We start from the raw sequence: 25,983 nt of genomic DNA, 5'->3' as shown, positions 1-25,983 counted from the left end.
TAACTCTCCAGAGGATAATATTTGTGTTGCGAAACGTTGCTAAGGTGCCCTGGCTAATCTGAGTTTTTAGGAAATGGTTTACCCATATTGTTCAAACCAATAGGCAGATACCTGCAATATATTTGCAGGTATCTTTTGTTGCTCTTAGAAAGAGTACTTTATGCCGACTAAGGCATTAGTGTCGTTTGTATTATCATGTCCTATTTGATGATTTACATTTGCCCAAGCATGTAAATTTTGGTCAATTTTACTCTCTATACCAATCTTAAATTCAGCACTACTTTTGTTGTTGTCTTCAACACTTTTACCAGAAAGTTGTGTGCCGGTATTTTTATTTTGGTGAAGCCAGTTAACAGCAATAAATGGCATAAATTGTTTGTTCGGGTTATTAATGGTTTTCAGGTAAGTTTTCGCACCAATGCGAGTAATTAACTGACCTTTATTGTCATAAGTTATTACATCTTTATTGGCTGTAGTATGAGTTTTAGCATTTATACCCACCCAGGTAATTTGTGCGCTGGGCTGAATGAAATAACTCAGTTGCTCAGTGCTGCCAATATTAAAGGCATAACCGCTTTCTACTGAACTGGTGAAACCAGACGATTTATATTTCTCTTCTATCTGTTCCTGACCATTTACCTTATTATTAAACCAACTATATTGTGCCAAAGTATCAATATAGAAGCCGATGCTCTCTTGCTGGTCAGTAAGCCAGGTTGCATATACACCAAGGTTATAACCATTAACAGAACCATTAGAGTAATAGCCTGTGACCTTAGATTGGCTGTAGTTAGTTGCTTTGCCTAATCCGGCCAACACTCCAATCCGCCCGCTGCCTTGAGTACCGATATCCCACTGAACAAGATCCCCGCCAAGTTGAATAGAGTGGTATTTACCTTTGATATTCAATTGGTCAATAGTGTTACCAAACTGTTTTCTTCCGCCTTGAGTATGCATCCACATGCTGGAAACACGCCATTCGCCGGTAATAGCATCCTTATAGTGATAATTGCCAGAGCGATTTTCTAAGCCTGAAGTAAACAGATTTCTCGCCATTGAGATATTGGCAATATAACTGCCATTTTCTGGCCGATAAACTGGTTTATAGGTTTTTTGGGGGATTTTTGTGCTGTTCTTAACGTTAGCTGGCGTTGCTACAATAGCCGTTGGCAGAGCTTTGGCTGGCGTCTCTGTGGGGTTAGGCACTGGAGTGCTCTCGGGTTCAGCGTTGGTTGGCGTTGCTACAATAGCCGTTGGCAGAGCTTTGGCTGGCGTCTCTGTGGGGTTAGGCACTGGAGTGCTCTCGGGTTTAGCGTTGGTTGGCGTTGCCACAATAGCTGTTGGCAGGGCATTAGCTGGAGTCTCTGTGGGTTTAACAACTGACGTATCCTCCGACTCTACTGGTTTAAATGCCATTTCTAGTGTAGTCAGGAATGCATCTATACGATTTGCGGGGTAATGACTCTTGCTGGAGGCTTTTATGACCTCATGTGGTGAACTGTATGGTTTAACTATTTTATCATCTTTTTCAGGTATAACTTCAGCCTTATCTTTTTCTTTTGGTGCGAATTTGTCAGTATTACTGGTCAGGTACCAATTTTTGTTACGGGCCGCCTCACCACGACCTAGCTTATATTCATAAGCACCGGCGGTAATACGGCCAACTTGTTTAAAGTCTCCATTAGATTGACCTTTAACCTCAATTAATAGAATACCTAAATCAGTTTGCGCACCTTCCCCCATTAAATCAATGACTCGCACGTTAGTGTGACCCGATGTATTGCCTTCAACCAGCATAGAGTCAGTCTCGGAATTATCCCCTGCTAACTTACTATAAAAAGTCAATTCACCACCGCTGCTGTGATAATCTCCGTTAATGGTCAGTTTGTTACCTATCCGGTGATGGCCGAATAATTTACTACTAAGATTGAGCTGGCTATTTTTTGAAGTATAAAGTCCATCAACACGAGAATCTCTAGTTATATTCCATATGCTTTTCTCATTGAGAGCCATACGACCACCGTTAACACTGGTCTCGAGTAAACTATTAGATAATACGAGTTCAGCACCTGCCTGACCTATAATTGGGCTAGAAGAAAAGTTTGTTTCTGATATTTGTAATGTACCTGCTTGTATATTGGTTAGACCTATATATATATATTCTGCACCTTGTAATGTGAGTGTTTCTTCAGGACTGTCTATGGTTAATGAACCATCGCCGTCCATATATGAATATACTGCTATTTCGCCACCAGTGCCTTCGAAAATAATATCGCCATTATTCGTAATGCTATAGTTATTGCCTTTTAATACTGAACCGGGCAAAAATACAGTTTTGCCATTTAGTATTACATCACTCATTTGTAACTCTAAGGTACCTTCAACTGTGGTGTCTGATAGCGTTGGGTTGTCTTCCCCTTTAACGACTAATTCTCCTCCTTTTTTTATATGCGTTTTTTCCATAATTGCATTACGATTGAGATCGACTTTGCCATGCATTCCAACTGTGGTATTTGTGACTTTCTTGGTTGTGGATATATCCATTTTTATCGTTGTTTCAGAGCTTACTGGTTGCTGCTTATTTTCCTCTTCAGTTAAACCGACAAAAGTCTTTGAAGCAGTGGCATTGCCTGTTACCGACATAGTACCCTTGCGAATTGTAGTGGTATCAGCGTGACTTTCGTTCTCTAATGCAAAAAATGACCACTGATTATCGGTATCAACTAGAGTATTGACCGCTTGGGCGTTACCAATGAGCGTTAATGAACCTGAGTCATTGAGGACAGCATTCTCCGCTTTTTGCGTTACTCGTATTTTATACTTATTCACTACTCCCTCATGAGTGGGAGATATGTCTGCATTTACATTTGTAGATGTACTCCCTAATTTATTTTCAGATTTATTTTTGACTGTTTCTATGGCGCTAACCTCTGGTTTAGCAGTAAACAATATATTAGAGAATACAGCCTGGCCGAGTTGATCAATCTCAGTAAAAACATCATTTACTTCTGCGGACATTGTATCTTCAACAACTTTATTTGAAGTCGTTACATTTTCATCTTTTGTCGATTTCTTACGTTGTTCTTCCTTATCCGGGAATTGTTTATTATTTAACTTATCAATGTTTTGTTGCAAAGCCTTTATTTGTGCCATTCTTATAATTTCTGCGTCGACTCTTTCTTTCACTGCTGGCTGGGCCATGAGTAAATTAGTGAAAAGTAATGGCACTATTTCCGACCGAGTAGCAGTTGCAATCGTTCTGTTTCTTCTTGTTTGTATATCCGCTCGTTCTTCTGTTGTATATTTTATAAATTCTGGTATGTCTGCTGCTATTTCAACCACTTCGATAACGTTCATTACGATATCGGTAATTTCACGATACGGTAATTTAGATTCAGATGGTGTGGGCTTTGTTGATGGGGACAATGGTTGTGGCTTATATGTATCATCCTCGGTCAGCAGACGGGGATTTCGAGATTCGATTAACTGTTGTAGTTGCCGCTCATGAGCATCATGTTGCACTATCTGCCTCTCCAGATACTTCTTCTTATCTTCCAGGTTGCTCACTTCTTGGATGGAAAGTGGTTTAATATCAGTATATAAGTTCTTGTATTGATCAAGTTTTGTCATTACCTCCCTAAGATCGATTCTCAGATGCAGGGAGTGACTTTGCATTTCACGTATCCGCTGCTGTAGCCTGTGGTCTTCTGTATTTTCAATTCCCTGTATATGTGTTTTTTTTACAGCATCAACATTGGCCCACGCGGCGGTGCTGTTCAGAATAAGCAACAAGGCACCGATGGCCTTGGCGCATGGAGATAGGCGATGATTTGAAGATATCTTCCGGGTAAGGGTATGACCACCCGGCTGAGTAATATTTGATATATACATTATTGATTTACCTTCCTGGTAATTAATATTAAAACTTTATGAATGACGAAAAATATAACGGTTAGTCCGAAAGTTTATTTTTGATATAAAAATAATTTCAGGTGCAATTAAATGATTTATTATTTAATTGGTTTTATGAATGACTCATCATATATAATTAATAACCTATTGAGATTCGTCTGACGGGAAATTCTATGTTGATCCAACAGAATTTGAATCAATTGATAATGAATTAGCATGAAAACAAGGTTTTGTAATGATTGGTGTCGGGGTAAAATACACGCTTCATTAAGCATTTTTGAGGCGTTTGTTAGCCTGATTTCCCAGCCATGCCCTAGTTATCTCCCCCTTTTAGCCGGCCTTGGTTTCGATAAAACAGCATTTAAGTAAAAAAACATTTTACTGATCGCCCGTTTTAGGGGATAAACAGCCCAAATTTATTATTCAGGAGCGGTGATGAGCCAACTCTTACTGGGAACGCAGAGCCTTGAGCTGGAACGTTTCCCCCCGCAGGAAAATTCCACGACCCTACAGGCGTGGGAAGCAGCAGATGAATATCTGCTACAAAACATTGACTTAGACCAGATTGATGGCCGCCCTGTGCTGGTGTTTAACGATCAATTTGGCACGCTGGCTTGCGCATTACACGCCCATCGCCCGTTCAGTGTCAGTGACTCTTATATGAGCCAACTGGCGACGACGCATAATTTGGGTTTAAACCATCTGGATGAAGATGCGGTAACGTTATTGAGCTGCATGGATGCCTTGCCGCAAGCACCTAAGCTGGTGGTGATTAAGATCCCTAAAGCATTAGCGTTGCTCGAGCATCAATTACATGCTCTGCGTCGTGTGGTTGCGCCAGATACGGTGATTATCGCCGGTGCGAAATCGCGCGATGTTCATAATTCCACCCTACAATTATTTGAAAAAATTCTCGGGCCGACAAAAACCACGCTGGCGTGGAAGAAAGCGCGCTTGATCCACTGTGAAGTGGCGGATATCCCTCTGGCAGATGCGCCGGAAACGGTCGACTGGCCACTGGCTAATACCGAGTATGTTATCCATAACCACGCTAATGTATTTTCCCGCAATAATCTGGATATCGGCGCGCGCTTCTTTATGGAGATCCTGCCGTATGATGTGAGCGGTAAGATAGCGGATCTGGGCTGCGGTAACGGGGTTGTCGGGTTAATTGCGCTAGAGCAAAACCCACTGGCAGAGATGCTGTTTGTCGATGAATCCTACATGGCAGTGGCTTCGAGCGAGCTGAATATCACCTATAACCGCCCACAAGACTTGTCACGCTGTGAATTCATGGTGAGTCATGGTTTGGCGGGGGTCGAACGTGAGAGCCTGCAATTGGTGCTATGCAACCCTCCGTTCCATCAGCAGCACGCGGTTAGCGACCATGTAGCATGGCAGATGTTCTGTGATGCCAAGCGCTGCCTGAAGACCGGTGGCGAGCTGATGATTGTCGGGAACCGCCATCTGGATTACTTCCACAAACTTAAACGTTTGTTCGGTAACTGCGAAACGCTGGATTCAAACCAGAAGTTTATGGTGCTGAAAGCGGTGAAAACGGCCTCATCTCGCTCTGAGGGCGGTGGTAGTGGTAGCCTGGATATGTCATACAGTGACTTTTAATCGTAGTCTGACAGGGGGCTTCCACCTCCTGTCAGACTACTGACAAAGCCAAATGAAGGGGAAACGTGCCGTCGGAGTGCCCCGAGGTGCGGTCAACCCTTCACTCACTAAGCTATAAGTCACTTTGCCGTTAACCGCACACCCTATTTTCTTATTTCTACTTATATTGCCAGCGCCAGACGTGTCCCTTGATCAATCGCTCGACGGGCATCCAGCTCGACCGCCACATCTGCGCCGCCAATTAAATGTACGGTTTTACCCATCTCCAGCAGTGGCTGATGTAATTCTCTGCGCGGTTCCTGACCGGCGCAAATAATAATGGTATCGACTGGCAGGCAACTGTGTTGATCGGCACGGGTGATATGTAAACCTTCATCATCAATTGCCTCATAGCTGACACTATTGAGCATTTTTACGCCGCGCATGGCCAGGCTGGTGCGGTGGATCCAGCCAGTGGTTTTACCTAAGTTTTCGCCGACCTTGCTGGGTTTTCGTTGTAACAAGAAGATCTGCCGTGGGGATGAGTGTACTTTAGCGCCTTCCGGTGCCAGCCCGCCACGGTGTTCCAGCGCTTGATCGATGCCCCATTCGCTGCTGAAGGCTTCGCTGTTAAGGCTGCTGGACTCACCCGACTGACTGAGGTATTCGGCGGTATCGAAACCAATCCCGCCCGCCCCGATAATTGCCACACGGTCACCGACCGGTTTTTTATCGCGCAGCACATCCAGATAAGTCAGTACCTTAGGATGGTCAATACCGCTGATATCCGGTAAGCGTGGCTGGATGCCACAAGCGAGGATCACCTCATCAAACGCAGCCAGTTGTGCCGCTTGCACCCGCGTATTCAGGTGTTGTTCCACGCCGTGCAACACTAACTGGCGGCGGAAATAGCGCAGTGTCTCGTAGAACTCTTCTTTGCCAGGGATCTGTTTGGCGATATTAAACTGACCGCCGATATCGGCGGCAGCCTCAAAGAGCGTGACCTGATGCCCGCGGCTGGCGGCAGTGACGGCAAACGCTAACCCAGCAGGGCCGGAGCCTACGACGGCCAGCCGTTTCGGGATCTTAGTGGCTACTATTGGCATTTCAGTTTCACGGCAGGCACGCGGATTAACCAGGCATGAGGTCAGTTTGCCATCAAAAATTTGGTCCAGACAGGCTTGATTACAACCAATGCAGGTATTAATTTCATCAGCTCTATTCTGTGCCGCTTTTTGTACAAAAGCCGCATCAGCGAGGAATGGGCGTGCCATCGATACCATATCGGCGCAGCCGTCTGCTAATACTTGTTCGGCCACTGTGGGATCATTGATGCGGTTAGTGGTGATAAGAGGAATGGTTACTTTCCCCATCAACTTGTGGGTGACCCAGCTAAACCCAGCCCGTGGCACCATTGTGGCAATGGTTGGAATGCGCGCTTCATGCCAGCCGATACCGGTATTGATCAGCGTGGCTCCAGCCTGCTCAATAGCTTGTGCTAACTGAACAACCTCTTCCCAACTTGAACCCTCTTCCACCAGATCAAGCATCGACAGGCGGTAAATTAGGATGAAATCAGGCCCGGTCGCCTGCCGTACTGCCCGCACAATTTCTACCGCAAAACGCATTCGGTGAGTGAAATCTCCCCCCCATTCATCATCGCGCTGATTGGTTCGTGCGGTTAAGAACTGATTAATCAAATACCCCTCAGAACCCATCACCTCAACACCATCATAACCGGCTTGTTTCGCGAGCTGTGAGCAGTGAGCGAAGTCGGCAATGGTTTGTAGCACTTCATCGCCGCTCAGCGCTTGCGGTGTAAAAGGGTTGATCGGCGCTTGTAATGCAGAAGGGGCCACGGGGTATTTCTGATAGCTGTAGCGGCCTGCATGGAGAATTTGCAATGCGATTTTACCGCCAGCCTGGTGAACTGCATCGGTTACAATTTGATGATGCGGGAGTTGCGCTACGTCATTTAATACTGAGGCACCTTGATACACCACGCCTTTGCTATTGGGGGCAATTCCACCGGTGACAATCAGGCCCACCCCCCCCGTAGCTCGCTCAGCATAGAATGCGGCCAGGCGTTGCGGGCCATCGGGTAACTCTTCCAGCCCGGTATGCATTGAACCCATTAATACGCGATTTTTCAGTGTAGTAAAACCAAGATCAAGGGGGGTGAGCAGGTGAGGGTAAGCTAACATTGCAGTCTCCATCGGGTGTACTTCTGGCGGCATGACACTGCATAAATCAGTGTCATGCCGCCAAACCGTTATTGTTATTTCTCCGCCGCCACCACTGAACTGGGTAAGTGGTCGGATGAGATTTTTATTCAAATTTAGACGTTGCTGTACAGCTTGGGAAATCGTTGTGTGCTGATTGTGATAGCCGTCATGAATATGGCATGAAGGAATAGACTGTGGGCAATAGCGAAGGGATCTACTGTGATGCACGCATTCCCTTCGCTTATCAAAGTAAGGTAATTGAATCAGTCACCGAATGCCCACCGGTGGGGCTCAGCGCAACACTGCTAACTGATAGCGGCGTAGGGGTTAGGCGTTGCGTTTATATAAACCTGCAACCATAAAGCAGCTAAATGAACTGAACAGCATTTCAATCCCGACCAAGGTGGTTACTATCGTGATTGACATCAATGGCCCTGCGCTAACCAACAAATAGGTGATCACCAAATCCAGCACTCCAAGCAAAATTTGCAGCCATGCACCTGGCATCCCCCATATTTTAAAGCCAGTAATCAGCCGGATGACTCCACCAAAGGCAAACAGAACTGCCAGCACTATCGCCAGACTGATCATTCCCACCGCAGGGTTGGTGATAAATACATAACCCATCACGATATAGGCCACACCCAGCAAAATACCGGTTACCATTGGCCATATGTCGTGGGAACGGCGGTTAGTCACCATACCGATGACCAGCGCGATACCACTAAGCAGGAGCAGTGCACCGATGATTTTACTCAGCACGACGCCGGATGCTAATGGGTTAATAAGGCAAAAAATCCCACCTAACAGCAGTAGAGCTGCAATGGTTCGCATGATCAGCCGTTGCTTTTTTAACGCACCTTCATCAAGGTTCATCAGGTATTTCTGATTTATATTCAGCATGATTGTTACTCCTGTATTATCTGAACTCAGCTATCAATAACTATTATGAGTATAGTTCGAACAACATAGTTATAAATAAAATTTATGATATTCAAATGATTACATCATGGAGTTTTTCCTGTACGTCAGCCGTAAAAATAACACTCGAAAGGCCTTTATAACCGGTAAATAGGGTTAATAGCTCAAATCACTGCCACCGGGGCCAAGTCAGACGGATTACGTGATAAATATTCCCCTGTGATCGGATAACTGAGCTTCCAAACTTGTATTAACCAAGGTCGGTACTAAGGTGTTAGTCGTGTCTTCTAAATGGAATCTAGAAAAGATGAAACTCACAAATCCAGAAAAATTAACTTTGATAATGCTGAGTGAGATATATGAAAAACTAGGTATTAATGGTGGTGATAAAATCGATCCAGATTTCGTCAAAGATGCCATATACAGTGATAATACGTGGGCATTCGAATGGAAATATAGTGGTATTTTCTCTGATAATACTGACCATAATCCTCCAGAAGTTACTGAGGTTGTAGATATTCTGGATATGTGGGATTTTATCGAGATGTCTTATGAAGAGCTTTCAGCTGCTGAGAAAAGTGGATTGGCAGTCAAAGCCGAACCATTCGGTAAGAATGTAAGGTTTAAAGGGTTTGATGGAAATAATGAAACAGAACATTTAGGGATTGCTGATTTCTTAATTAATAAATTAGATCGCTTCTCTCGATTTGAGGGGCGGGATTTAAATTCACATGCTCAATCTCTGGCCGTTTATGCACGAATGAATAAGGTCTTTGAACCAATCCGTAAAGATTTGGATGGGCGCGATTTAGATGTTGATGAGTTAGCCGCTATATTAAATGCCAAAAGATATTCTTGATCCGAGAGTTTAAACCTGCCGCGCGCGGGCTTTTTTACACCCATCTAAAAGCACTGCCAGTAGCCCGACACGCTACGCAATAAACCCATCATCATACCGCATACCCAAAATGGATCACGCCAGCCACGGCCCGCACACGCAGCATAACATGCCACGGAAGAAACGTAATCATGACGGAAACTATGAAAGTCTAGCCGTTACCTGAGTGAACAAACGAAAGAACGTTATCACCAGTGCACAAATATAAACTGTAGTTGCACCTTTGCTACTCATGAAACGGTTGATCGGATAATTGTTAAACCGGGGGAAAAAAACCAGCGCCGCCCCATCCGAGTCGTAATAATCAAGCCGTGTTTTGGTATTAAAAGAAGCCTGCGCAAGCGGTTTTTTTCGCCCCAACTAAACGATCACCAAAATATCCAGTGGCATTTTAACTAGAAAAAAAGCCAACTCGAAAGTTGGTTTAATATTCGGAGTGCAGACTTTATACAGTAAAAATGATATAAATAGACCAACAGACAAAGGGAATATAAGCAGCAAAGAGACTATTTTTATATCAGTCTATTTTTGATAGAGCTGCTTGTAATAAATGGAAAAGGGATATGTATAACTCAATAATCATTAGTAAAATGCAAGCCGATAAGATTTTTGCTCTGCGGCTTGAGCAGGCATTGCAAGGAGTTAAAAAGCAGGTTTTAGAGCAGGCGAAACTCTTAGATATGGGGGTAACTCGACTGAGCTTTTACGCGTCGTGTTTTGCCTCAAATTATCAAGATGTATGTGCCAGTCAGAAGCAAGAAGACATTCGCTTCATGGAAGCTCTAGTCCAGTTGTTAAAGCATAATGATATCATTCGTGAAATGGTCGCTATCTATGTAGATCAGTTTTTAAAGGGTGTTAAAGAAGAGCGCATTCCCAAAATCCAAAGATTGCTCAGTAAAATGGGGGCTGATATTGCTTCCACATCAATGAGTAATCAGGCATTCAGCAGCGCTATAACTGCATCAGTCTATTACAGCGTGAGTATGAGGTTATCAATAGATAGCAAGCTGAATAAGATTTCTGCCATTGCAGTAACTGCTACGGGATTGTATGGACATGTACAACAAGCTGCCAGTGCTGCTCAACGACTGAAAATGCGGAACAAACCTTATTATTTGGCGTTATATAGCCTGAAACTGGAAATGTTATATTTTCTTATCGAACCTGTCATAAGCAGAAATGACCATTTTTTTAGACCATCAATGGCAACAGATAGTGAAGTAGCCTCAGCAATTATGGGGATGATTCGTTAATGAAAAAGTTCTTCAAAGATTGGCTGGGAAGACAGCTTCGATATTTTTTCACTGCTTATGTGCCAGTTATTTGCATCATTATTTTTGGCATGTTGGCGGTGTCATACTGGCCTGATTATGCTTGGGGTTCTACAGTTACTTTCGCTATTGCCGTGCTGGCAGTGACGTTCTGGCTTGTATAGGCAATAATTCACGTCAGGCAGGTTAACGATACTCTAGCATTATGCTTCCTTCTTAGCGCTATCCTCCTGTTTCAGATTCTTCAGATTTTCACTTAAAAGCAGTTTTACAGCTAGCTGCATCGCCATTCTATCGCCATCGCCATTTCAATCAACAAAAAAGCCAACTCGAAAGTTGGCTTAATGTACTGATTTAACAGCTAAAATTTGGTGGCCCCTACTGGACTTGAACCAGTGACCAAGCGATTATGAGTCGCGTGCTCTAACCAACTGAGCTAAGGGGCCAAACTTGGACGCTGATTATACGGTAGTTTTTATCCTGCGGTCTAGGGCTGATAAATCAGATGGATGTTTTCTGTACAAATTTAAGGTTTTTTAAGTATGTAGTAGAAAATAGTCAGTTAATATTGGTATCAGAGTCTGAGCGGAAGGCAAAAAAAAACCCCGGTATGCCGAGGTTTTTTGTGTGCTTATTGCTGCAACTGACAATTAATCGTCGAGGAAGCTGCGCAGCACTTCAGAACGGCTTGGGTGGCGCAGTTTACGTAATGCTTTCGCTTCGATCTGACGAATACGCTCACGGGTGACGTCGAACTGCTTACCCACTTCTTCCAGAGTGTGGTCAGTGTTCATATCAATACCGAAACGCATACGCAGAACTTTCGCTTCACGCGCGGTCAGGCCAGCCAACACGTCGTGAGTCGCAGAACGCAGGCTCTCAGAGGTAGCAGAGTCCAGCGGCAGCTCCAGCGTGGTATCTTCGATGAAATCGCCCAGATGTGAATCTTCATCATCACCGATCGGCGTCTCCATCGAGATAGGCTCTTTGGCGATCTTCAGCACTTTACGAATCTTGTCTTCCGGCATCAACATGCGTTCAGCCAGCTCTTCCGGCGTTGGTTCACGGCCCATTTCTTGCAGCATCTGGCGTGAGATACGGTTGAGTTTGTTAATTGTCTCAATCATATGTACCGGAATACGGATGGTACGTGCCTGGTCCGCGATAGATCGGGTGATAGCCTGACGAATCCACCACGTTGCATAAGTTGAGAACTTATAACCACGGCGGTATTCAAATTTATCTACTGCTTTCATCAAACCGATATTACCTTCCTGAATCAAATCAAGGAATTGCAAACCGCGGTTAGTGTATTTTTTCGCAATAGAGATAACCAGACGCAGGTTAGCCTCAACCATCTCTTTCTTGGCACGACGCGCTTTCGCTTCACCGATAGACATACGGCGGTTGATGTCTTTTACTTGCTCGATGGTCAGACCGGTTTCTTCTTCGATCTGGCGCAGTTTCTGCAAGCTACGTTGTACATCATCCGACACATCTTTCAGCTTTTCTGACCACGGTTTACCCATCGCGATCGCTGCTGCGAACCAGGTATCACTGGTTTCATTGCTGGCGAACAGGGTAACGAAGTTTTTCTTCGGCATTTTACACTGCTCAACACACAGCTTCATGATGATACGTTCTTGCGTACGAACGCGATCCATCATGGCACGCATGTTATTGACCAGATAGTCGAACTGCTTCGGTACCAAACGGAACTGTTTGAACACCTCAGAAAGATTCAGAATCTCTGCTGCAGCACTGGCGTGGCTGCGGCCATTTTTCTTGATTGCCAAGCGTGTGTTTTCATACTGGTCACGCAATTCACTGAATTTCTGACGTGCCAGCTCAGGATCGATGCTGTTGTCGTCTTCTTCTTCTTCTTCGTCTTCTTCTTTGTCGTCTTCATCCATTTCTTCAGTGGATAATTCAGAACCAACGTGAGTCGCTGTCGGCGCAATATCTTCTTCGGCATTGGGATCGACAAAGCCATTGATCAGGTCAGATAAACGGGCTTCACCCGCTTCGACGCGATCATATTGTTCCAACAGATAAGTAATGGCTTCAGGGTATTCAGCAACAGAGCACTGAACCTGGTTGATACCCTCTTCGATACGTTTGGCAATATCAATCTCGCCTTCACGCGTCAATAGCTCAACGGTGCCCATTTCGCGCATGTACATACGCACCGGGTCGGTTGTACGCCCGATTTCGGATTCAACACTGGACAACACCTGTGCCGCAGCTTCAGCCGCGTCATCGTCGGTATCCGTGGTATTCTCGGCCAGCATCAAATCATCGGCATCAGGCGCTTCTTCCAGCACCTGTATGCCCATGTCATTAATCATCTGGATGATGTCTTCGATCTGATCGGAATCGACGATATCTTCCGGCAGATGGTCATTGACCTCAGCATAGGTCAGATAGCCTTGCTCCTTACCACGGGTGACAAGTAGCTTTAGCTGTGACTGCGGGTTTTGCTCCATAAGACGGTATCCACACTTCAGAGTATTTGGGTTGGTGTCGGTCGGCGAAACCGCCAACAATAGCATTTGGGGCCTTTTTTTGTCGCCGCTGCCCGCTATGGCGGCATATTGTGGGGAGTCGCCCCCACATTTATCGGCAATTAAGCCGTTGGGTGTTTCATTTTTTTCTGGCTAATGCCAGATTCAAAGACCAAAGCTCTTTACGTTCTTCGGCGTTTAATCCATGTGTTCGCTCACGCGCTATTAGGGTTTCCTGGCGTTGCTCCAATATGGAGTCATACAGGCTGGTTAGCGTGTCGACAAAAGTCTGTTCTACTCTATCCTCAACAATCATGTGGTTCCATGTTGCGAGAGTTTCAAGCTGTTGGCTGAATTTATTATCACGATACAGTTCTAATAACTGCCCGGTGGTCAGCCCTGGTTGAGCTAAACAGGTCTCAACCAACTCAATAAATAACGGTAAACCCGCTAGCTTGGCTTGTTCTACCCCTTGTAATGAGGGGATAAGTGTAGCCAGTTGTGGGTTTTGTACCAATAGCCCTATAAGTATACGCATGGTTGTGCGTTTTAGCTGGGGCGGCTGGTAGGTATTCGCATTTTCGGCCTGTTTCGGCATCAGCTTGTCGAGCTGACTATCATCAAGCAACCCTAGCTTATTACCGAGCTGCTGGCGTAGATAAAGGCGCAAAGTCTCACCGGGTACTTGGGTAATTAAAGGTAATGCCAGTGTACTTAACTTGGCGCGCCCGTCGGGGCTGCTCAAATCCACTTGTGGCATTAACGTTTCGAACAAGAAGGTTGAGAGTGGCTGCGCCTTCTCCATCCGCTGTTCGAATGCGTCTTTCCCTTCTTTACGTACCAGTGTGTCTGGATCTTCGCCATCGGGCAAAAACATAAAGCGTAGCTGACGCCCGTCATTTAGATAGGGCAGTGCTGTCTCTAATGCTCGCCAGGCGGCATCTCTGCCGGCCCGATCACCGTCATAACAACAGATTACGTTATCGGTGGCGCGGAATAACAATTGAATATGTTCCGCTGTGGTCGCTGTTCCCAGCGAGGCAACGGCATAATCAATACCAAATTGCGCTAATGCCACCACATCCATATAACCTTCTACGACAAGTAGCCGTGTCGGGTTGGGATGATTCACTTGTGCTTCATACAAGCCGTATAACTGGCGGCCCTTATGAAAAATTTCTGTTTCTGGTGAGTTGAGGTATTTTGGCACTCCATCACCCAGAATTCGCCCGCCAAAAGCGATTACCCGCCCACGTTTATCGCGGATAGGGAACATGACGCGTTCACGAAAACGATCATAAACCCGCCCTGTATCATTAGTCACCAGCATTCCGGCATCGTTCAGCGCGGTACGGCTCTCACCATCACGGCCAAAACGTTTTAAGGCGTTGTCCCAACCAGAAGGGGCAAAACCGATAGCAAAATGTTGGATGATCTCTTCACTCAAACCGCGATGTTTAAGGTATTCGCGTGCCTGATTGGCAGTCTTGCCCTTGAGTGACTGTTGATAGAAGCCGCTGAGACTTTCCATCAGTTGATAAAGACTTTGTCGTTGATGGCGTTCTAACTGGGTGGTGCCGGTTCCTGCCTCGTAAGGCACTTCCAGCCCGTGCATAGTGGCTAATTCCTCGATACTCTCGACAAACTCGAGTCGGTCGTAATTCATCAAGAAATCAACCGCATTACCATGCGCGCCACAGCCGAAACAGTGATAAAACTGCTTTTCGCCGTTAACGGTGAATGAGGGTGTTTTCTCATGATGGAACGGACAGCACGCATGATAATTTTTGCCTTGCTTCTTCAGCTTTACCCGCGCATCGATCAGATCGATAATATCGGTACGAGCCAGCAAGTCATTGATAAATACGCGTGGAATTCGTCCAGCCATAAGCCCCTATTCGGTCAGTCCATAAACGAGAACAAGCCGCGCATTCCTTTCGGAAAGCACGGCCTTCGTATGCAACTACTCGATCTGCGCGTTCTTAGAACATAAAAAACTACGCGTTGGGGTTACCCCCGAAGAATTAATACAGACGAGTGCGGCGTGCGTTTTCGCGAGCCAATTTCTTCGCGTGACGTTTTACAGCAGAAGCTTTAGCGCGTTTACGTTCGGTAGTCGGTTTTTCATAGAACTCACGACGACGAACTTCAGCTAAAACACCTGCTTTTTCACAAGAGCGTTTGAAACGACGAAGAGCTACGTCGAATGGCTCGTTTTCACGTACTTTAATTACCGGCATGTGCCTCTCACCTCAATAGAAATCGGTTTGCTGCTGGCCAATCGCCAGCCTTCTCAAAATGGTGCGGAATTTTACTTCAATGGATGCTGCTTTGTAAAGCACCACAGCAAATTGAAACAGGCACGCTCCTGTGATGTCGCCCTCGTTCTTTACAAGAAAGTGGTGCCGAGAGTGCGACGGCCGCTGATTATATACTAAACAGGGCTGTTAATCGAATTAATCAACACTCTTTTCAAATATGACAACTATCGACCACATTTACATGGCTCAGTCGCGAAAATGCGGTCGATAGTTGTCAGAAATCATAACTCGTGGCGCTGTTATGCTAAACTATCGGCCGCACGCGAATGATGGGAAATGTAATGCGAGTTTTGGGTATAGAGACGTCCTGCGATGAAACCGGAATTGCAGTCTATGACGATAAAGCCGGTCTATTGGCTAACCAACTGTATAGTCAGGTTAAATTACATGCTGACTATGGTGGCGTAGTGCCTGAACTCGCCTCACGCGATCATGTGCGCAAAACGGTGCCGTTGATTCAGGCGGCGTTGAAAGAAGCTAATTTGAGCGCTCAGGACATCGATGGCGTGGCTTATACCGCAGGCCCTGGCCTGGTGGGGGCATTGTTGGTTGGCGCTACTGTGGGCCGCGCATTGGCGTTTGCCTGGGGTGTTCCGGCGGTGCCGGTCCATCATATGGAAGGCCACTTGCTGGCCCCGATGCTGGAAGAGAATGCACCAGAGTTCCCGTTCGTTGCTCTGCTGGTTTCCGGTGGTCACACTCAGTTGATCAGTGTGACCGGTATTGGCGAATATCTGTTACTGGGCGAATCTGTCGATGATGCGGCAGGTGAAGCTTTTGATAAAACAGCAAAATTGCTAGGTCTGGATTACCCCGGTGGGCCAATGTTGTCACGTATGGCTGAATGTGGAACGGCGGGGCACTTTACTTTCCCGCGCCCAATGACTGATCGCCCTGGGCTGGATTTCAGCTTTTCTGGCCTGAAAACTTTCGCCGCCAATACTATTCGAGCCAATGGCACTGACGACCAAACTCGCGCCGATATCGCCCGCGCATTCGAAGACGCGGTGGTTGATACCTTGGCTATCAAGTCGAGACGTGCATTGGATCAGACTGGTTTTAAACGATTAGTTATTGCCGGTGGGGTTAGCGCCAATAGAACCTTGCGTTCGAAACTGGCAGAAATGATGCAAAAACGCGGCGGTGAAGTGTTCTACGCCCGGCCAGAGTTTTGTACCGATAATGGTGCGATGATCGCCTATGCTGGGTTGATCAGGCTGAAAAGTGGCGTGAATAGCGAGTTGAGTGTGTCGGTTAGGCCGCGCTGGCCTTTGAGTGAGTTACCGAAAGTCTGAGCGGGGCTGCGGCTGTGTTGCTGCGTCATCTCGCGATGCTCACATACTGATGTATGCTCCGCTCTCTCGATTCCTGGCGTCTTGCCTCGCTCCCGCTCAGTCATTCTGGATTGGTGTCGAAAGTCTGAGCGGGGCTGCGGCTGTGTTGCTGCGTCATCTCGCGATGCTCACATACTGATGTATGCTCCGCGCGCTTAATTCCTAGTGCCTTGTCTCGCTCCCGCTCAGTCATTCTGATTGGGCGGGAGAGGTAAACTAATCTTCTTCCTCTTCTAACTCTGCGGCTTCTTCAGCAGGGGTTTTCTGTTTTTTCTTTCTGAGTTTGTCCCAGATTTTACTCTCTTTACCGCGCCATAAACGCTGAATATTATCGTGATGACGCATCAGGATCAGGCAAGAAAGCATGGCGACCGGGAAGGTGAATTGCGGTTTGAACCACCAGACGTAAAAGGGGGCGATCAGCGCGCTGATAATTGCGCCCAAAGATGAATAGCCGCTTAATAAAACCGTCAGTAGCCAAGTGCCCGTCATCAGGCCAGTCAGGTCCCAGCCAATCGGTGCGATGGCACCAAAGGCTGTGGCGACACCTTTGCCACCTTTAAAGTGGAAAAACACCGGATAAATGTGGCCAAGGCAGGCGGCAATGGCCGTCAGGCCGAGATAAAACGGGGAAAGGTGCAGCAGGTAAGCAATCCAAACGGGCAACATCCCTTTCAGTACATCAAAAACCAGCACTGTTGCCGCGGCGGTACGGCCACCGATGCGCAATACGTTGGTAGCACCGGGGTTACCGGAGCCATGCACTCGCGGGTCTGGCAGCTTAGCAACCCTACACACCAGGACTGCACTGGAAATTGAGCCACACAAATACGCGAAGATAATCATGCCAAGCGCGATAGCACTCATAACACCGCCCTGTCGAATAATGATCGTTTTAATCGCAACATCTGTGGATAATACGCATATTCGGCTGGAAGTGGTATCCGGCAGGCACAAAAACAGAGAATGACGTGATGGACATCGTATTTATTGAAGAACTCAGTGTCATAACTACCATTGGTGTTTATGACTGGGAACAGACCATTCAGCAAAAGCTGGTGTTCGATATCGAAATGGGCTGGGATAACCGTAAAGCGGCAGCCAGTGATGATGTAAATGATTGCCTGAGCTACGCTGATATCAGCGTAGCGGTGATAAAATATGTGGAATCACAGCGCTTTGCTCTGGTTGAGCGGGTGGCAGAAGAGATAGCCGATCTACTATTGCAGCGTTTCAAATCGCCGTGGGTGCGGATTAAGGTCAGCAAACCGGGGGCGGTTGCACAATCACGTAATGTTGGTGTGATTATTGAGCGTGGTCAGCGGCCTAAGTGATTTTTATGCAGTGATGACATAAAAATGCAACCCTGCATTGATAATGTGGTCTGATTGCATCGAATGGCGTGATAACTTTAATAAATATCGAATTTGAACGGCATTATTTTAGAAACCCTGGGGCTTTCAATATTGCCGTTTTTTGTGATTTTCTATTACATGGCATTGGGTATCGTAGATGACGGATATGTATTCGCTGTTTGTAGCTTTTGTTTTAGGCGTGGTCGAAGGGCTGACTGAGTTTTTACCGGTGTCATCCACCGGACATATGATCATTGTCGGCGAGTTGTTGGGCTTTACCGGTGATAAAGCGAAAACCTTTGAAGTTATCATTCAGTTAGGTTCAATCCTGGCCGTCGTTGTTGTGTTCTGGCGGCGGTTGTTTGGCCTGATTGGTATCCATTTTGGCAAGGTGCCTCATGAAGGGAAAACCAGCGGCCATCTGACATTAGGCCATATCTTACTGGCGATGATCCCGGCAGTTGTTCTGGGGTTGGCTTTCCACGATGTTATCAAGTCGCTGTTTGATCCAAGGAATGTCATGTACGCCTTGGTTGCGGGCGGGGTACTTTTGCTGGTAGCGGAATGGTTTAAACCTAAGAATCCAAAATCTATAGGATTGGATGACATTACTTACCGTCAAGCCTTCGCCATTGGCTGCTTCCAGTGTCTGGCATTGTGGCCGGGTTTCTCCCGTTCAGGCGCGACGATTTCCGGCGGTATGTTGGTCGGTGTGAACCGTTATGCCGCATCCGAGTTCTCCTTCATCCTGGCGGTGCCGATGATGATCGGGGCCAGTGGGTTGGATCTCTATAAGAGCCTGCACTTCCTGACATTGGGCGATTTACCGATGTTTGCGGTCGGATTTACCACCGCATTTATCGTCGCACTGATTGCGATCAAAACCTTCCTGTCATTGATTAAACGTATCTCTTTTGTCCCGTTTGCCATTTATCGCTTTATTGTGGCGGCAGCCGTGTATTGGGTGTTTATGTAGTAAAATACTCGGCGGATACAATAAAAAAGCCCTGATTAATCAGGGCTTTTTTATATCTTAGATAATATGGATTTATCCAGAAACCTGTTCCTGTGTTTGTTTCCACTCAGCCAATGCTTGTTGACGGCGGCGTTTCAATTCGTCGCGGATAGCCAGCCCTTGCAACCCGCTGGCAACCACTTCTTGTACTGACACCCCGCTTGCAACATGGAATGCAGCTCGCAAATAATCGCCTTGTGGATAAGGATTTTCTTCAAATCCGGTACGGCCACGGGCATCCGCTTCACTGGTCAGGATCATCTGCTCAAGGCGTTCTGGCTTGCGCCATACATCAATGGCATCAAACAGCTTCAGCAGGGTTTCGGGGCGTAGTTTATTCACCGTATGAATGAGATCGTGATATTCCGCCACCAGTTTTGCCAAATCACGTACCGGATTGGGTACACGTAAACGCTGGCACAGTTGTTGGACTAATTTCACACCTGCTGGGCCGTGGCCGTGATGATGTGGCCAAAGCTCTTTTGGTGTCAGCCCCTTGCCTAAATCATGGCATAGAGCGGCAAAGCGCACATCGATGTCAGGGCTGAGTTGAGCGGCGATGGTCAATGTCATCAGAGTATGAATGCCGGTATCAATTTCTGGATGCCATTTTTCTGGCGCAGGGACACCGAATAAGCGCTCAATTTCCGGGAACAGTACCGCCAGCGCACTACAATCGCGTAGCACTTGAAAATAGATTTGTGGGCTTTGTGTTTTCAGCGCTTTCTCAGTTTCTTTCCATACTCGTTCCGGAGTCAGTGCTGAAAGTTCGCCGCTTTGTGCCATTGTAGTCATCAATGCTTGTGTTTCGGGCGCAACGGTAAAGCCCAAATGAGCGAAACGGGCGGCGAAGCGGGCGACACGCAGAACACGTAATGGATCTTCACCGAAGGCGTCAGAGACATGACGTAATACTCTGTTTTCTAAATCTTGTTGACCGTGGTAGGGATCGAACAACTGGCCATCCGCGCTACGGGCAATGGCATTGATGGTCAAATCGCGGCGCAGTAAATCTTCTTCCAACGTGACATCTGGCGCGGCATAGCAGGTAAAGCCAGTATAACCAGAGCCCGATTTACGTTCGGTGCGCGCCAGTGCGTATTCTTCATGACTGACCGGATGCAGAAAGACCGGGAAATCTTTACCGACCTGTTGGTAACCCTGCGCGAGTAGCTGTTCTGGCGTAGCACCTACCACTACCCAATCCTGCTCGGTCACGGTTAGGTTTAATAAGCTGTCGCGTACGGCACCGCCGACCAAATAGGTTTTCATATAAATCCTTCGTTCTTGACGTTGCAGCGTTGTTAGCGGCTCTCACTCACCCAAATCACTTACTTATGTAAGTTCATCGGGATTAATGAGCCTCAAAGAGGCTCACCCTGCGGGCTAGCATAAATGCTGTTCAAACGGGTCTTCGACCGATTTGTCACTCGCTGCTGCCTGGCTGGAACGCCAATAACGTTGGATAGGCTCTTCGTTCTTGACGTTGCAGTTTTATTGAACCGCGATCAGTTCATCCAGCGGTTGTTCTTTTTGCGGCTTGGGATCAGATGTGGCAATACCAGGCCAATCAGCAGGCCGATACCGGCAACACCGCCGCCGTACATGAACCATTGCAGAATGATAGTGCGCTGTTTGTCATCCAATTGCAGATTTACTGCACTGACTTTCTTTTGTGCCACCACTAATTGGTTTTTCAACGATTCGTTTTCTTTTTGCAGCTCGGAAATTACGCTATCGCTGGCAGCCACTTTCTGCTGCATTTCTGCGGTGCGTTGGTTCCAGCTATTATCAATATTGGCCAGCTTGTCAGTCAGTGTTTTGACCTGTTGTTCCAGATCAGGCACGCGAATGCGCAGACTGGGCATTTCACTCAATTGATTCAGTGGGATCCAGGTGGTTTTCCCTTTACTGTCGCGGATTTGGCCATAATTGGTGCCATCATCAACGCTTATCAGGGTGACTTCATCCCCACCTTTCAGCGTGCCCACAATACGGTATTGGTTACCGGGGCCGCTATGAACGTAGGTATCCAGCTCATCAGAGATGTAGCGTTTTTCTTCAGCGTTGGCACCCCATGAGAGGCTTAAACTGAGTATCGTGAGGCAAATTAGGCGTAATTTCTGCATTAGGGAGTCATTTGTGAGTGAATTTATGGAACGATAGTAGTGTGTTCAGTTTGCCGACGCAACGCATAAACAGGAATGAGAACTATCTTACTCTCATAGCCTGCGCGGCTTGAGCCACATTACTGCTCATTTTAACCGCGCTGAAAATTTGTCTAATGAAGCCTTAGGGCAGACCTGTAAAAACAGGTTAAAATAGGGTTTGACTTGGGGCAGTCGCGTGCGTGGTTTCTTGTTTTAAACGAGAGAAGTTTGTCTAAAACAGGCAAATCACCGCAAAAAAGGCATAATGTCCGTAATCTCGTAACATACCGGTGTGAATGAAATTATGACCGTTGAAATCGAACTAAAATTTATTGCGACTCCTGTGGCGATCGCTGCGTTGCCGGAGCAGCTTGCATCATGGCAAAGCCAGCATTTCGCCCCACAGACGTTGACCAACATCTATTTTGAAACTGCCGATAACCGGTTGCGCCAGCATGATATTGGCTTACGTATTCGTGGTTATGATGGCCGTTATGAAATGACAGTGAAAACCGGTGGCAAAGTGGTGGGTGGTTTACATCAACGGCCAGAATATAATGTCGATATTGATAGCGACAAATTAGATCTGGCTCGTTTCCCGGCTGATATTTGGCCAGAGGGTTGGGCTATTGACACGCTGCAAGCCGAGTTACAGCCATTATTCCGCACGGATTTCACCCGTGAGAAGTGGGTAATCACTTACGGGGAGAGCGAGATAGAGCTTGCTGTTGATCAGGGTTCTATCAGTGCAGGTGAGCTGTCAGAACCTTTGAGTGAAATTGAGCTGGAGCTAAAAAAAGGCAATCAGAACGATTTACTGGCGTTGGCGGCTGAACTGGCACCCATCGGCGGCTTACGTCAGGGTAATCTGAGCAAAGCGGCGCGTGGTTATCATTTAGCTCAAGGTAACTTGCCGCGTGAGCTGCGGCCGTTACTGGTATTGCAACCTGCGGCGAAATCCACGGTTGAACAGGGGATGGTCGCCGGATTGGAAATGGCGTTGGATCACTGGCAATACCATGAAGAGCTGTGGTTGCGTGGCGAGCCCGCAGCCAAGGGCATGATTATTGAAGCATTAGCGATGGTGCGCCAATCATTGGCTATTTTTGGTGGTTTGGTACCACGCAAAGCCAGCACGGCACTGCGTGCCGGGTTGCTGGCGCTGGAGCCACAGTTAGAGCCGAAGAACGTTGATGCCGAGCAGCTTTGCTATAGCGCAGATTATCTAAAATGTAAGTTAGCGCTCACATCGTGGCTGGTCACTTCTGGCTGGCGGCCCTTTATGGATGCCAAAGCCCAGACCAAGTTTGAAGGTTCGTTTAAGCGTTTTTGCGACATCATGCTCAGCCGCAGTGCTGCCGATTTGAAAGAAGCCTTTGGCCATAATCTGGATGACGATGGTTATGTGGCGCAACTTCCTCGCCTCAATCGGCAGATTATAGCCTTCCAGTTGCTCTCTGGTTTCTATCCACAGAGTGAATGGCACCCGTATATTGATGGGTGGTTTGGCTTGCAGTGGGCGATTATGGAGCGTCAAGGCCACTGGCGTGATACCGCTCGTAAAGAAGCGTTGTCCCAGCCCGCTTTTTGGCTGAACGGTGCTGCCAGTTAATTGATAGTCGCTTGAGGAATGCTTTATGTTGCCACTCTCTTCGGAATTACAGATTCAGGCTCTGAATATACAGCAGCGCTTTAATGAGTTACCGACTTCGCCTGAGCTGCGAGATGAAGATATCGCGGTACTGGCGTTGAGTGATTTTGTCAGTGACATGTTACTGATTCACCCTGAATGGCTGGAGGCGTTGCATCAGCAGCCTCCGCAGCCGCAGGAGTGGCAACATTATTCAGAATGGCTGAGTCAGGCGCTGTCAGCGGTGCAGGATGAAGCCGCATTATTCACGGCGCTGCGGCTGTTTCGCCGCCGCGTAATGGTGCGCATCGCCTGGTCACAGGCACTGCAAACCAGTTCGACCACGGATACCTTGCAGCAACTGAGCTGGTTGGCTGAAACCGTAATTATCGCTGCCCGTAATTGGTTATACCAAGCTTGTTGTCGTGAGTTTGGCACCCCTTGCAATGGCGATGGGGTTGCGCAGCCATTGCTGATTCTGGGGATGGGTAAACTCGGTGGTGGTGAGCTGAATTTCTCGTCGGATATCGATCTGATTTTTGCGTATCCGGAAAATGGCCAAACGCAGGGCGGGCGGCGTCAACTGGACAACGCCCAGTTCTTTACCCGATTAGGCCAACGGCTGATTAAAGCCCTGGATCAACAAACCATTGATGGTTTTGTCTACCGTGTTGATATGCGTTTGCGCCCATTTGGTGACAGTGGCCCGCTGGTGCTGAGCTTCGCCGCACTGGAAGATTACTATCAGGAGCAAGGGCGCGACTGGGAACGCTATGCGATGGTGAAAGCACGCTTGATGGGCGGTGCTGAAGATCATTACAGCCAAGAGCTACGCCAGACGCTGCGGCCATTCGTCTTTCGCCGTTATATTGATTTTAGTGTGATTCAGTCACTGCGAAACATGAAAGGGATGATTGCCCGTGAAGTGCGGCGGCGCGGCCTGAAAGACAATATTAAGCTGGGGGCGGGAGGGATTCGTGAAATTGAATTCATTACGCAGGTCTTCCAACTGATTCGAGGTGGCCGTGAGCCTCGCTTACAAGAGCGCGCTTTGCTACCCACATTGCAGGCCGTGGCTGAGATGGGTTTGTTACCCGAACAACAGGTGGCAGATCTCAGTGGTAGCTATCTGTTTTTACGCCGTTTAGAAAACCTGCTGCAAGCGATTGCCGACGAGCAAACCCAGACGTTACCCAGTGATGCACTAAATCAGGCCCGTTTGGCCTGGGGAATGGGCTACAGCGATTGGGCCGCAATGAGTGTTGTGCTTGAACAACACATGCAGGCGGTTAGGCTGGTATTTGACGACCTGATTGGCGATGATGCCCCTGACATTGGCGAAGATCCCTGCCATTCACTGTACAAAAGCTTATGGCAGGATGTGCTGGAAGAGTGCGACTTAGCCCCGCTGACACCGCATTTGGATGAAGCTGCTCGCCGTCAATTACTAATCACAATTAATGGTTTTCGCCACGATGTTGATAAACGCACTATCGGTCCCCGTGGCCGTGAGGTGCTGGATCAACTGATGCCCCGGCTGTTTGCCGAAGTATGCCCACGGGCAGACGCTAATATCGCCCTCAGCCGCCTGATTCAATTGTTGCTCAGTATTGTCACCCGCACCACTTATCTGGAGCTGCTGGTGGAATATCATGCCGCGCTCAAGCATGTCATTCGTTTGTGTTCAGCCTCGCCGATGGTGGCCAGCCAGTTGGCGCGTTACCCCTTGTTGCTGGATGAATTGCTTGATCCGCAATCGTTATACCAACCGCTGGAGCCAGGTGCCTATCGCGATGAATTACGCCAATATCTGCTGCGAGTCCCGGAAGATGATGAAGAGCAGCAACTAGAAGCGTTGCGCCAGTTCAAACAGGCTCAACAGTTACGCATTGCCGCTGCGGATATCACTGAGGCGCTGCCGGTAATGAAAGTGAGTGACCACTTAACCTATCTGGCGGAGGCCATCATCGATGCGGTTATCCAGCAGGCCTGGAATCAGATGGTGGCTCGCTATGGTCAGCCGAGTCATTTGCAGCAGCGCGAAGGCCGTGGTTTTGCGGTGATAGGTTATGGCAAATTGGGTGGCTGGGAGCTGGGTTATAGCTCTGACCTGGATTTGGTCTTTCTGCTTGATTGCCCGCTGGATGTGATGACCGATGGCGAGCGCAGTATTGATGGTCGCCAGTTCTATTTGCGGCTGGCACAGCGGATAATGCACTTATTCAGTACCCGCACCTCATCCGGTATTTTGTATGAGGTCGATGCCCGCTTGCGACCATCCGGTGAGGCGGGCATGTTGGTCAGTACCGTAGAGGCTTTTGCTGATTATCAGCATAATGAAGCCTGGACGTGGGAGCATCAGGCGTTGGTGCGCGCCCGCATTGTCTATGGCTGCCCTGAGTTACATCAAAAGTTTGACGCCACCCGCCAGCAAGTTTTGTGCCGCCATCGAGACGATGCGCAATTACAGCAGGAAGTGCGCGAGATGCGCGAGAAAATGCGCAATCATCTCGGCAGTAAACAGCGCGATGTGTTTGATATTAAAACCGATAAAGGTGGGATCACTGACATTGAATTTATCGCGCAATATCTGGTGCTGCGCTATGCCGCCAGTGAACCGCGCCTGACCCGCTGGTCTGATAATGTGCGAATTTTCGAGCTGATGGCCTATTACGACATCATGGAGCCACAAGAGGCCGCAGCACTGACCCATGCCTATGTCACCATGCGCGATGAGATTCATCATCTGGCCTTGCAGGAGCAATCAAGTAAAGTCTCTGCTGATTGTTTTATCCGTGAAAGAGAGCAGGTGGCTGCCAGTTGGCAGCATTGGTTGGCGTGA

Annotated in this window: 18 protein-coding genes, 1 tRNA gene and 1 pseudogene; 10 read left to right on the top strand and 10 right to left on the bottom strand. The window is 47.5% G+C overall.

Going from position 1 to position 25,983, the window contains the following annotated elements; translation table 11 throughout:
• Positions 1–144: 144 nt before the first annotated feature.
• Positions 145–3,891, bottom strand: a complete 3,747-nt coding sequence (locus AT01_RS21920) for an autotransporter outer membrane beta-barrel domain-containing protein (protein WP_052489962.1) — start codon at positions 3,889–3,891, stop codon at positions 145–147.
• Positions 3,892–4,347: 456 nt separating this feature from the next.
• Between AT01_RS21920 and rlmG the strand changes: the two genes are divergently transcribed.
• Complete coding sequence (gene rlmG, locus AT01_RS09720) at positions 4,348–5,535, top strand: 23S rRNA (guanine(1835)-N(2))-methyltransferase RlmG (RefSeq protein ID WP_042547009.1); 1,188 nt, start codon at positions 4,348–4,350, stop codon at positions 5,533–5,535.
• Positions 5,536–5,696: 161 nt separating this feature from the next.
• Here rlmG and AT01_RS09715 read toward each other — a convergent pair whose 3' ends face one another.
• Together AT01_RS09715 and AT01_RS09710 are read right to left on the bottom strand one after the other, a co-directional pair.
• Complete coding sequence (locus AT01_RS09715; protein ID WP_042547008.1) at positions 5,697–7,718, bottom strand: NADPH-dependent 2,4-dienoyl-CoA reductase; 2,022 nt, start codon at positions 7,716–7,718, stop codon at positions 5,697–5,699.
• Between the two features lie 348 nt (positions 7,719–8,066).
• Entirely contained in the window at positions 8,067–8,642 is a 576-nt protein-coding gene (locus AT01_RS09710) for an HdeD family acid-resistance protein (protein WP_042547007.1), read from the bottom strand.
• A 298-nt stretch (positions 8,643–8,940) separates the two neighbouring features.
• Here AT01_RS09710 and AT01_RS09705 point away from each other — a divergent pair, with 298 nt between their 5' ends.
• From AT01_RS09705 to AT01_RS09695, 4 genes and pseudogenes are all read left to right on the top strand, one after another.
• Positions 8,941–9,519, top strand: a complete 579-nt coding sequence (locus AT01_RS09705) for a YfbU family protein (RefSeq protein WP_235427274.1) — start codon at positions 8,941–8,943, stop codon at positions 9,517–9,519.
• Positions 9,520–9,720: 201 nt separating this feature from the next.
• Positions 9,721–9,884 (top strand): annotated as a pseudogene (locus AT01_RS20750) (ogr/Delta-like zinc finger family protein).
• Positions 9,885–10,121: 237 nt separating this feature from the next.
• Positions 10,122–10,814, top strand: coding sequence for a hypothetical protein (locus tag AT01_RS09700; protein WP_042547005.1), 693 nt, complete (start codon positions 10,122–10,124; stop codon positions 10,812–10,814).
• On the top strand, positions 10,814–10,996 hold the full coding sequence (locus AT01_RS09695) for a hypothetical protein (RefSeq protein WP_042547004.1): 183 nt from the start codon (positions 10,814–10,816) through the stop codon (positions 10,994–10,996). Before AT01_RS09700 ends, AT01_RS09695 begins: the two co-directional genes overlap by 1 nt.
• Positions 10,997–11,201: 205 nt before the next feature.
• Here AT01_RS09695 and AT01_RS09690 read toward each other — a convergent pair.
• The 4 genes from AT01_RS09690 to rpsU all read right to left on the bottom strand — a co-directional run bounded on the left by AT01_RS09690 (position 11,202) and on the right by rpsU (position 15,576).
• Positions 11,202–11,278, bottom strand: a tRNA-Ile gene (locus tag AT01_RS09690).
• A 204-nt stretch (positions 11,279–11,482) separates the two neighbouring features.
• Positions 11,483–13,318, bottom strand: a complete 1,836-nt coding sequence (gene rpoD, locus AT01_RS09685) for an RNA polymerase sigma factor RpoD (protein WP_042547003.1) — start codon at positions 13,316–13,318, stop codon at positions 11,483–11,485.
• A 157-nt stretch (positions 13,319–13,475) separates the two neighbouring features.
• Positions 13,476–15,224, bottom strand: a complete 1,749-nt coding sequence (dnaG, locus tag AT01_RS09680; protein WP_042547002.1) for a DNA primase — start codon at positions 15,222–15,224, stop codon at positions 13,476–13,478.
• A gap of 136 nt (positions 15,225–15,360) precedes the next feature.
• Positions 15,361–15,576, bottom strand: coding sequence for a 30S ribosomal protein S21 (gene rpsU / locus AT01_RS09675; RefSeq protein WP_001144069.1), 216 nt, complete (start codon positions 15,574–15,576; stop codon positions 15,361–15,363).
• Positions 15,577–15,938: 362 nt separating this feature from the next.
• Between rpsU and tsaD the strand changes: the two genes are divergently transcribed.
• Positions 15,939–16,952 carry a tRNA (adenosine(37)-N6)-threonylcarbamoyltransferase complex transferase subunit TsaD gene (gene tsaD / locus AT01_RS09670; protein WP_042547001.1) on the top strand — a complete coding sequence of 338 codons (1,014 nt, stop codon included), beginning with the start codon at positions 15,939–15,941 and terminating at the stop codon, positions 16,950–16,952.
• Between the two features lie 255 nt (positions 16,953–17,207).
• Here the strand turns inward: tsaD and plsY are convergent, their stop codons facing one another.
• Positions 17,208–17,858, bottom strand: coding sequence for a glycerol-3-phosphate 1-O-acyltransferase PlsY (gene plsY, locus AT01_RS09665; protein WP_042547000.1), 651 nt, complete (start codon positions 17,856–17,858; stop codon positions 17,208–17,210).
• Between the two features lie 107 nt (positions 17,859–17,965).
• On the opposite strand from plsY, the gene folB reads away from it, so the two are divergent.
• Together folB and bacA are read left to right on the top strand one after the other, a co-directional pair.
• A complete protein-coding gene (gene folB / locus AT01_RS09660) occupies positions 17,966–18,325 on the top strand; it encodes a bifunctional dihydroneopterin aldolase/7,8-dihydroneopterin epimerase (protein ID WP_042546999.1) in 360 nt (119 codons plus the stop codon).
• Positions 18,326–18,503: 178 nt separating this feature from the next.
• Positions 18,504–19,322: an undecaprenyl-diphosphate phosphatase gene (gene bacA / locus AT01_RS09655; RefSeq protein WP_004704480.1), complete on the top strand. Its 819-nt coding sequence runs from the start codon at positions 18,504–18,506 to the stop codon at positions 19,320–19,322.
• A gap of 72 nt (positions 19,323–19,394) precedes the next feature.
• Here bacA and AT01_RS09650 read toward each other — a convergent pair whose 3' ends face one another.
• Both AT01_RS09650 and AT01_RS09645 read right to left on the bottom strand, forming a co-directional pair.
• A complete protein-coding gene (locus AT01_RS09650; protein WP_042546998.1) occupies positions 19,395–20,633 on the bottom strand; it encodes a multifunctional CCA addition/repair protein in 1,239 nt (412 codons plus the stop codon).
• 236 nt (positions 20,634–20,869) lie between these two features.
• Positions 20,870–21,490 (bottom strand): TIGR04211 family SH3 domain-containing protein, encoded by a 621-nt coding sequence (locus tag AT01_RS09645; RefSeq protein WP_004704478.1) that lies wholly within the window; start codon positions 21,488–21,490, stop codon positions 20,870–20,872.
• Positions 21,491–21,815: 325 nt separating this feature from the next.
• Here AT01_RS09645 and AT01_RS09640 point away from each other — a divergent pair, with 325 nt between their 5' ends.
• Together AT01_RS09640 and glnE are read left to right on the top strand one after the other, a co-directional pair.
• Positions 21,816–23,123, top strand: coding sequence for a CYTH domain-containing protein (locus tag AT01_RS09640; RefSeq protein ID WP_042548581.1), 1,308 nt, complete (start codon positions 21,816–21,818; stop codon positions 23,121–23,123).
• 25 nt (positions 23,124–23,148) lie between these two features.
• Positions 23,149–25,983 carry a bifunctional [glutamate--ammonia ligase]-adenylyl-L-tyrosine phosphorylase/[glutamate--ammonia-ligase] adenylyltransferase gene (gene glnE / locus AT01_RS09635; protein ID WP_042546997.1) on the top strand — a complete coding sequence of 945 codons (2,835 nt, stop codon included), beginning with the start codon at positions 23,149–23,151 and terminating at the stop codon, positions 25,981–25,983.

The organism is Yersinia aldovae 670-83 (assembly GCF_000834395.1).
Lineage (GTDB): Bacteria > Pseudomonadota > Gammaproteobacteria > Enterobacterales > Enterobacteriaceae > Yersinia > Yersinia aldovae.
Note: the sequence above shows the minus strand (reverse complement) of the source record. Positions and strands in the feature narration are given on the sequence as shown.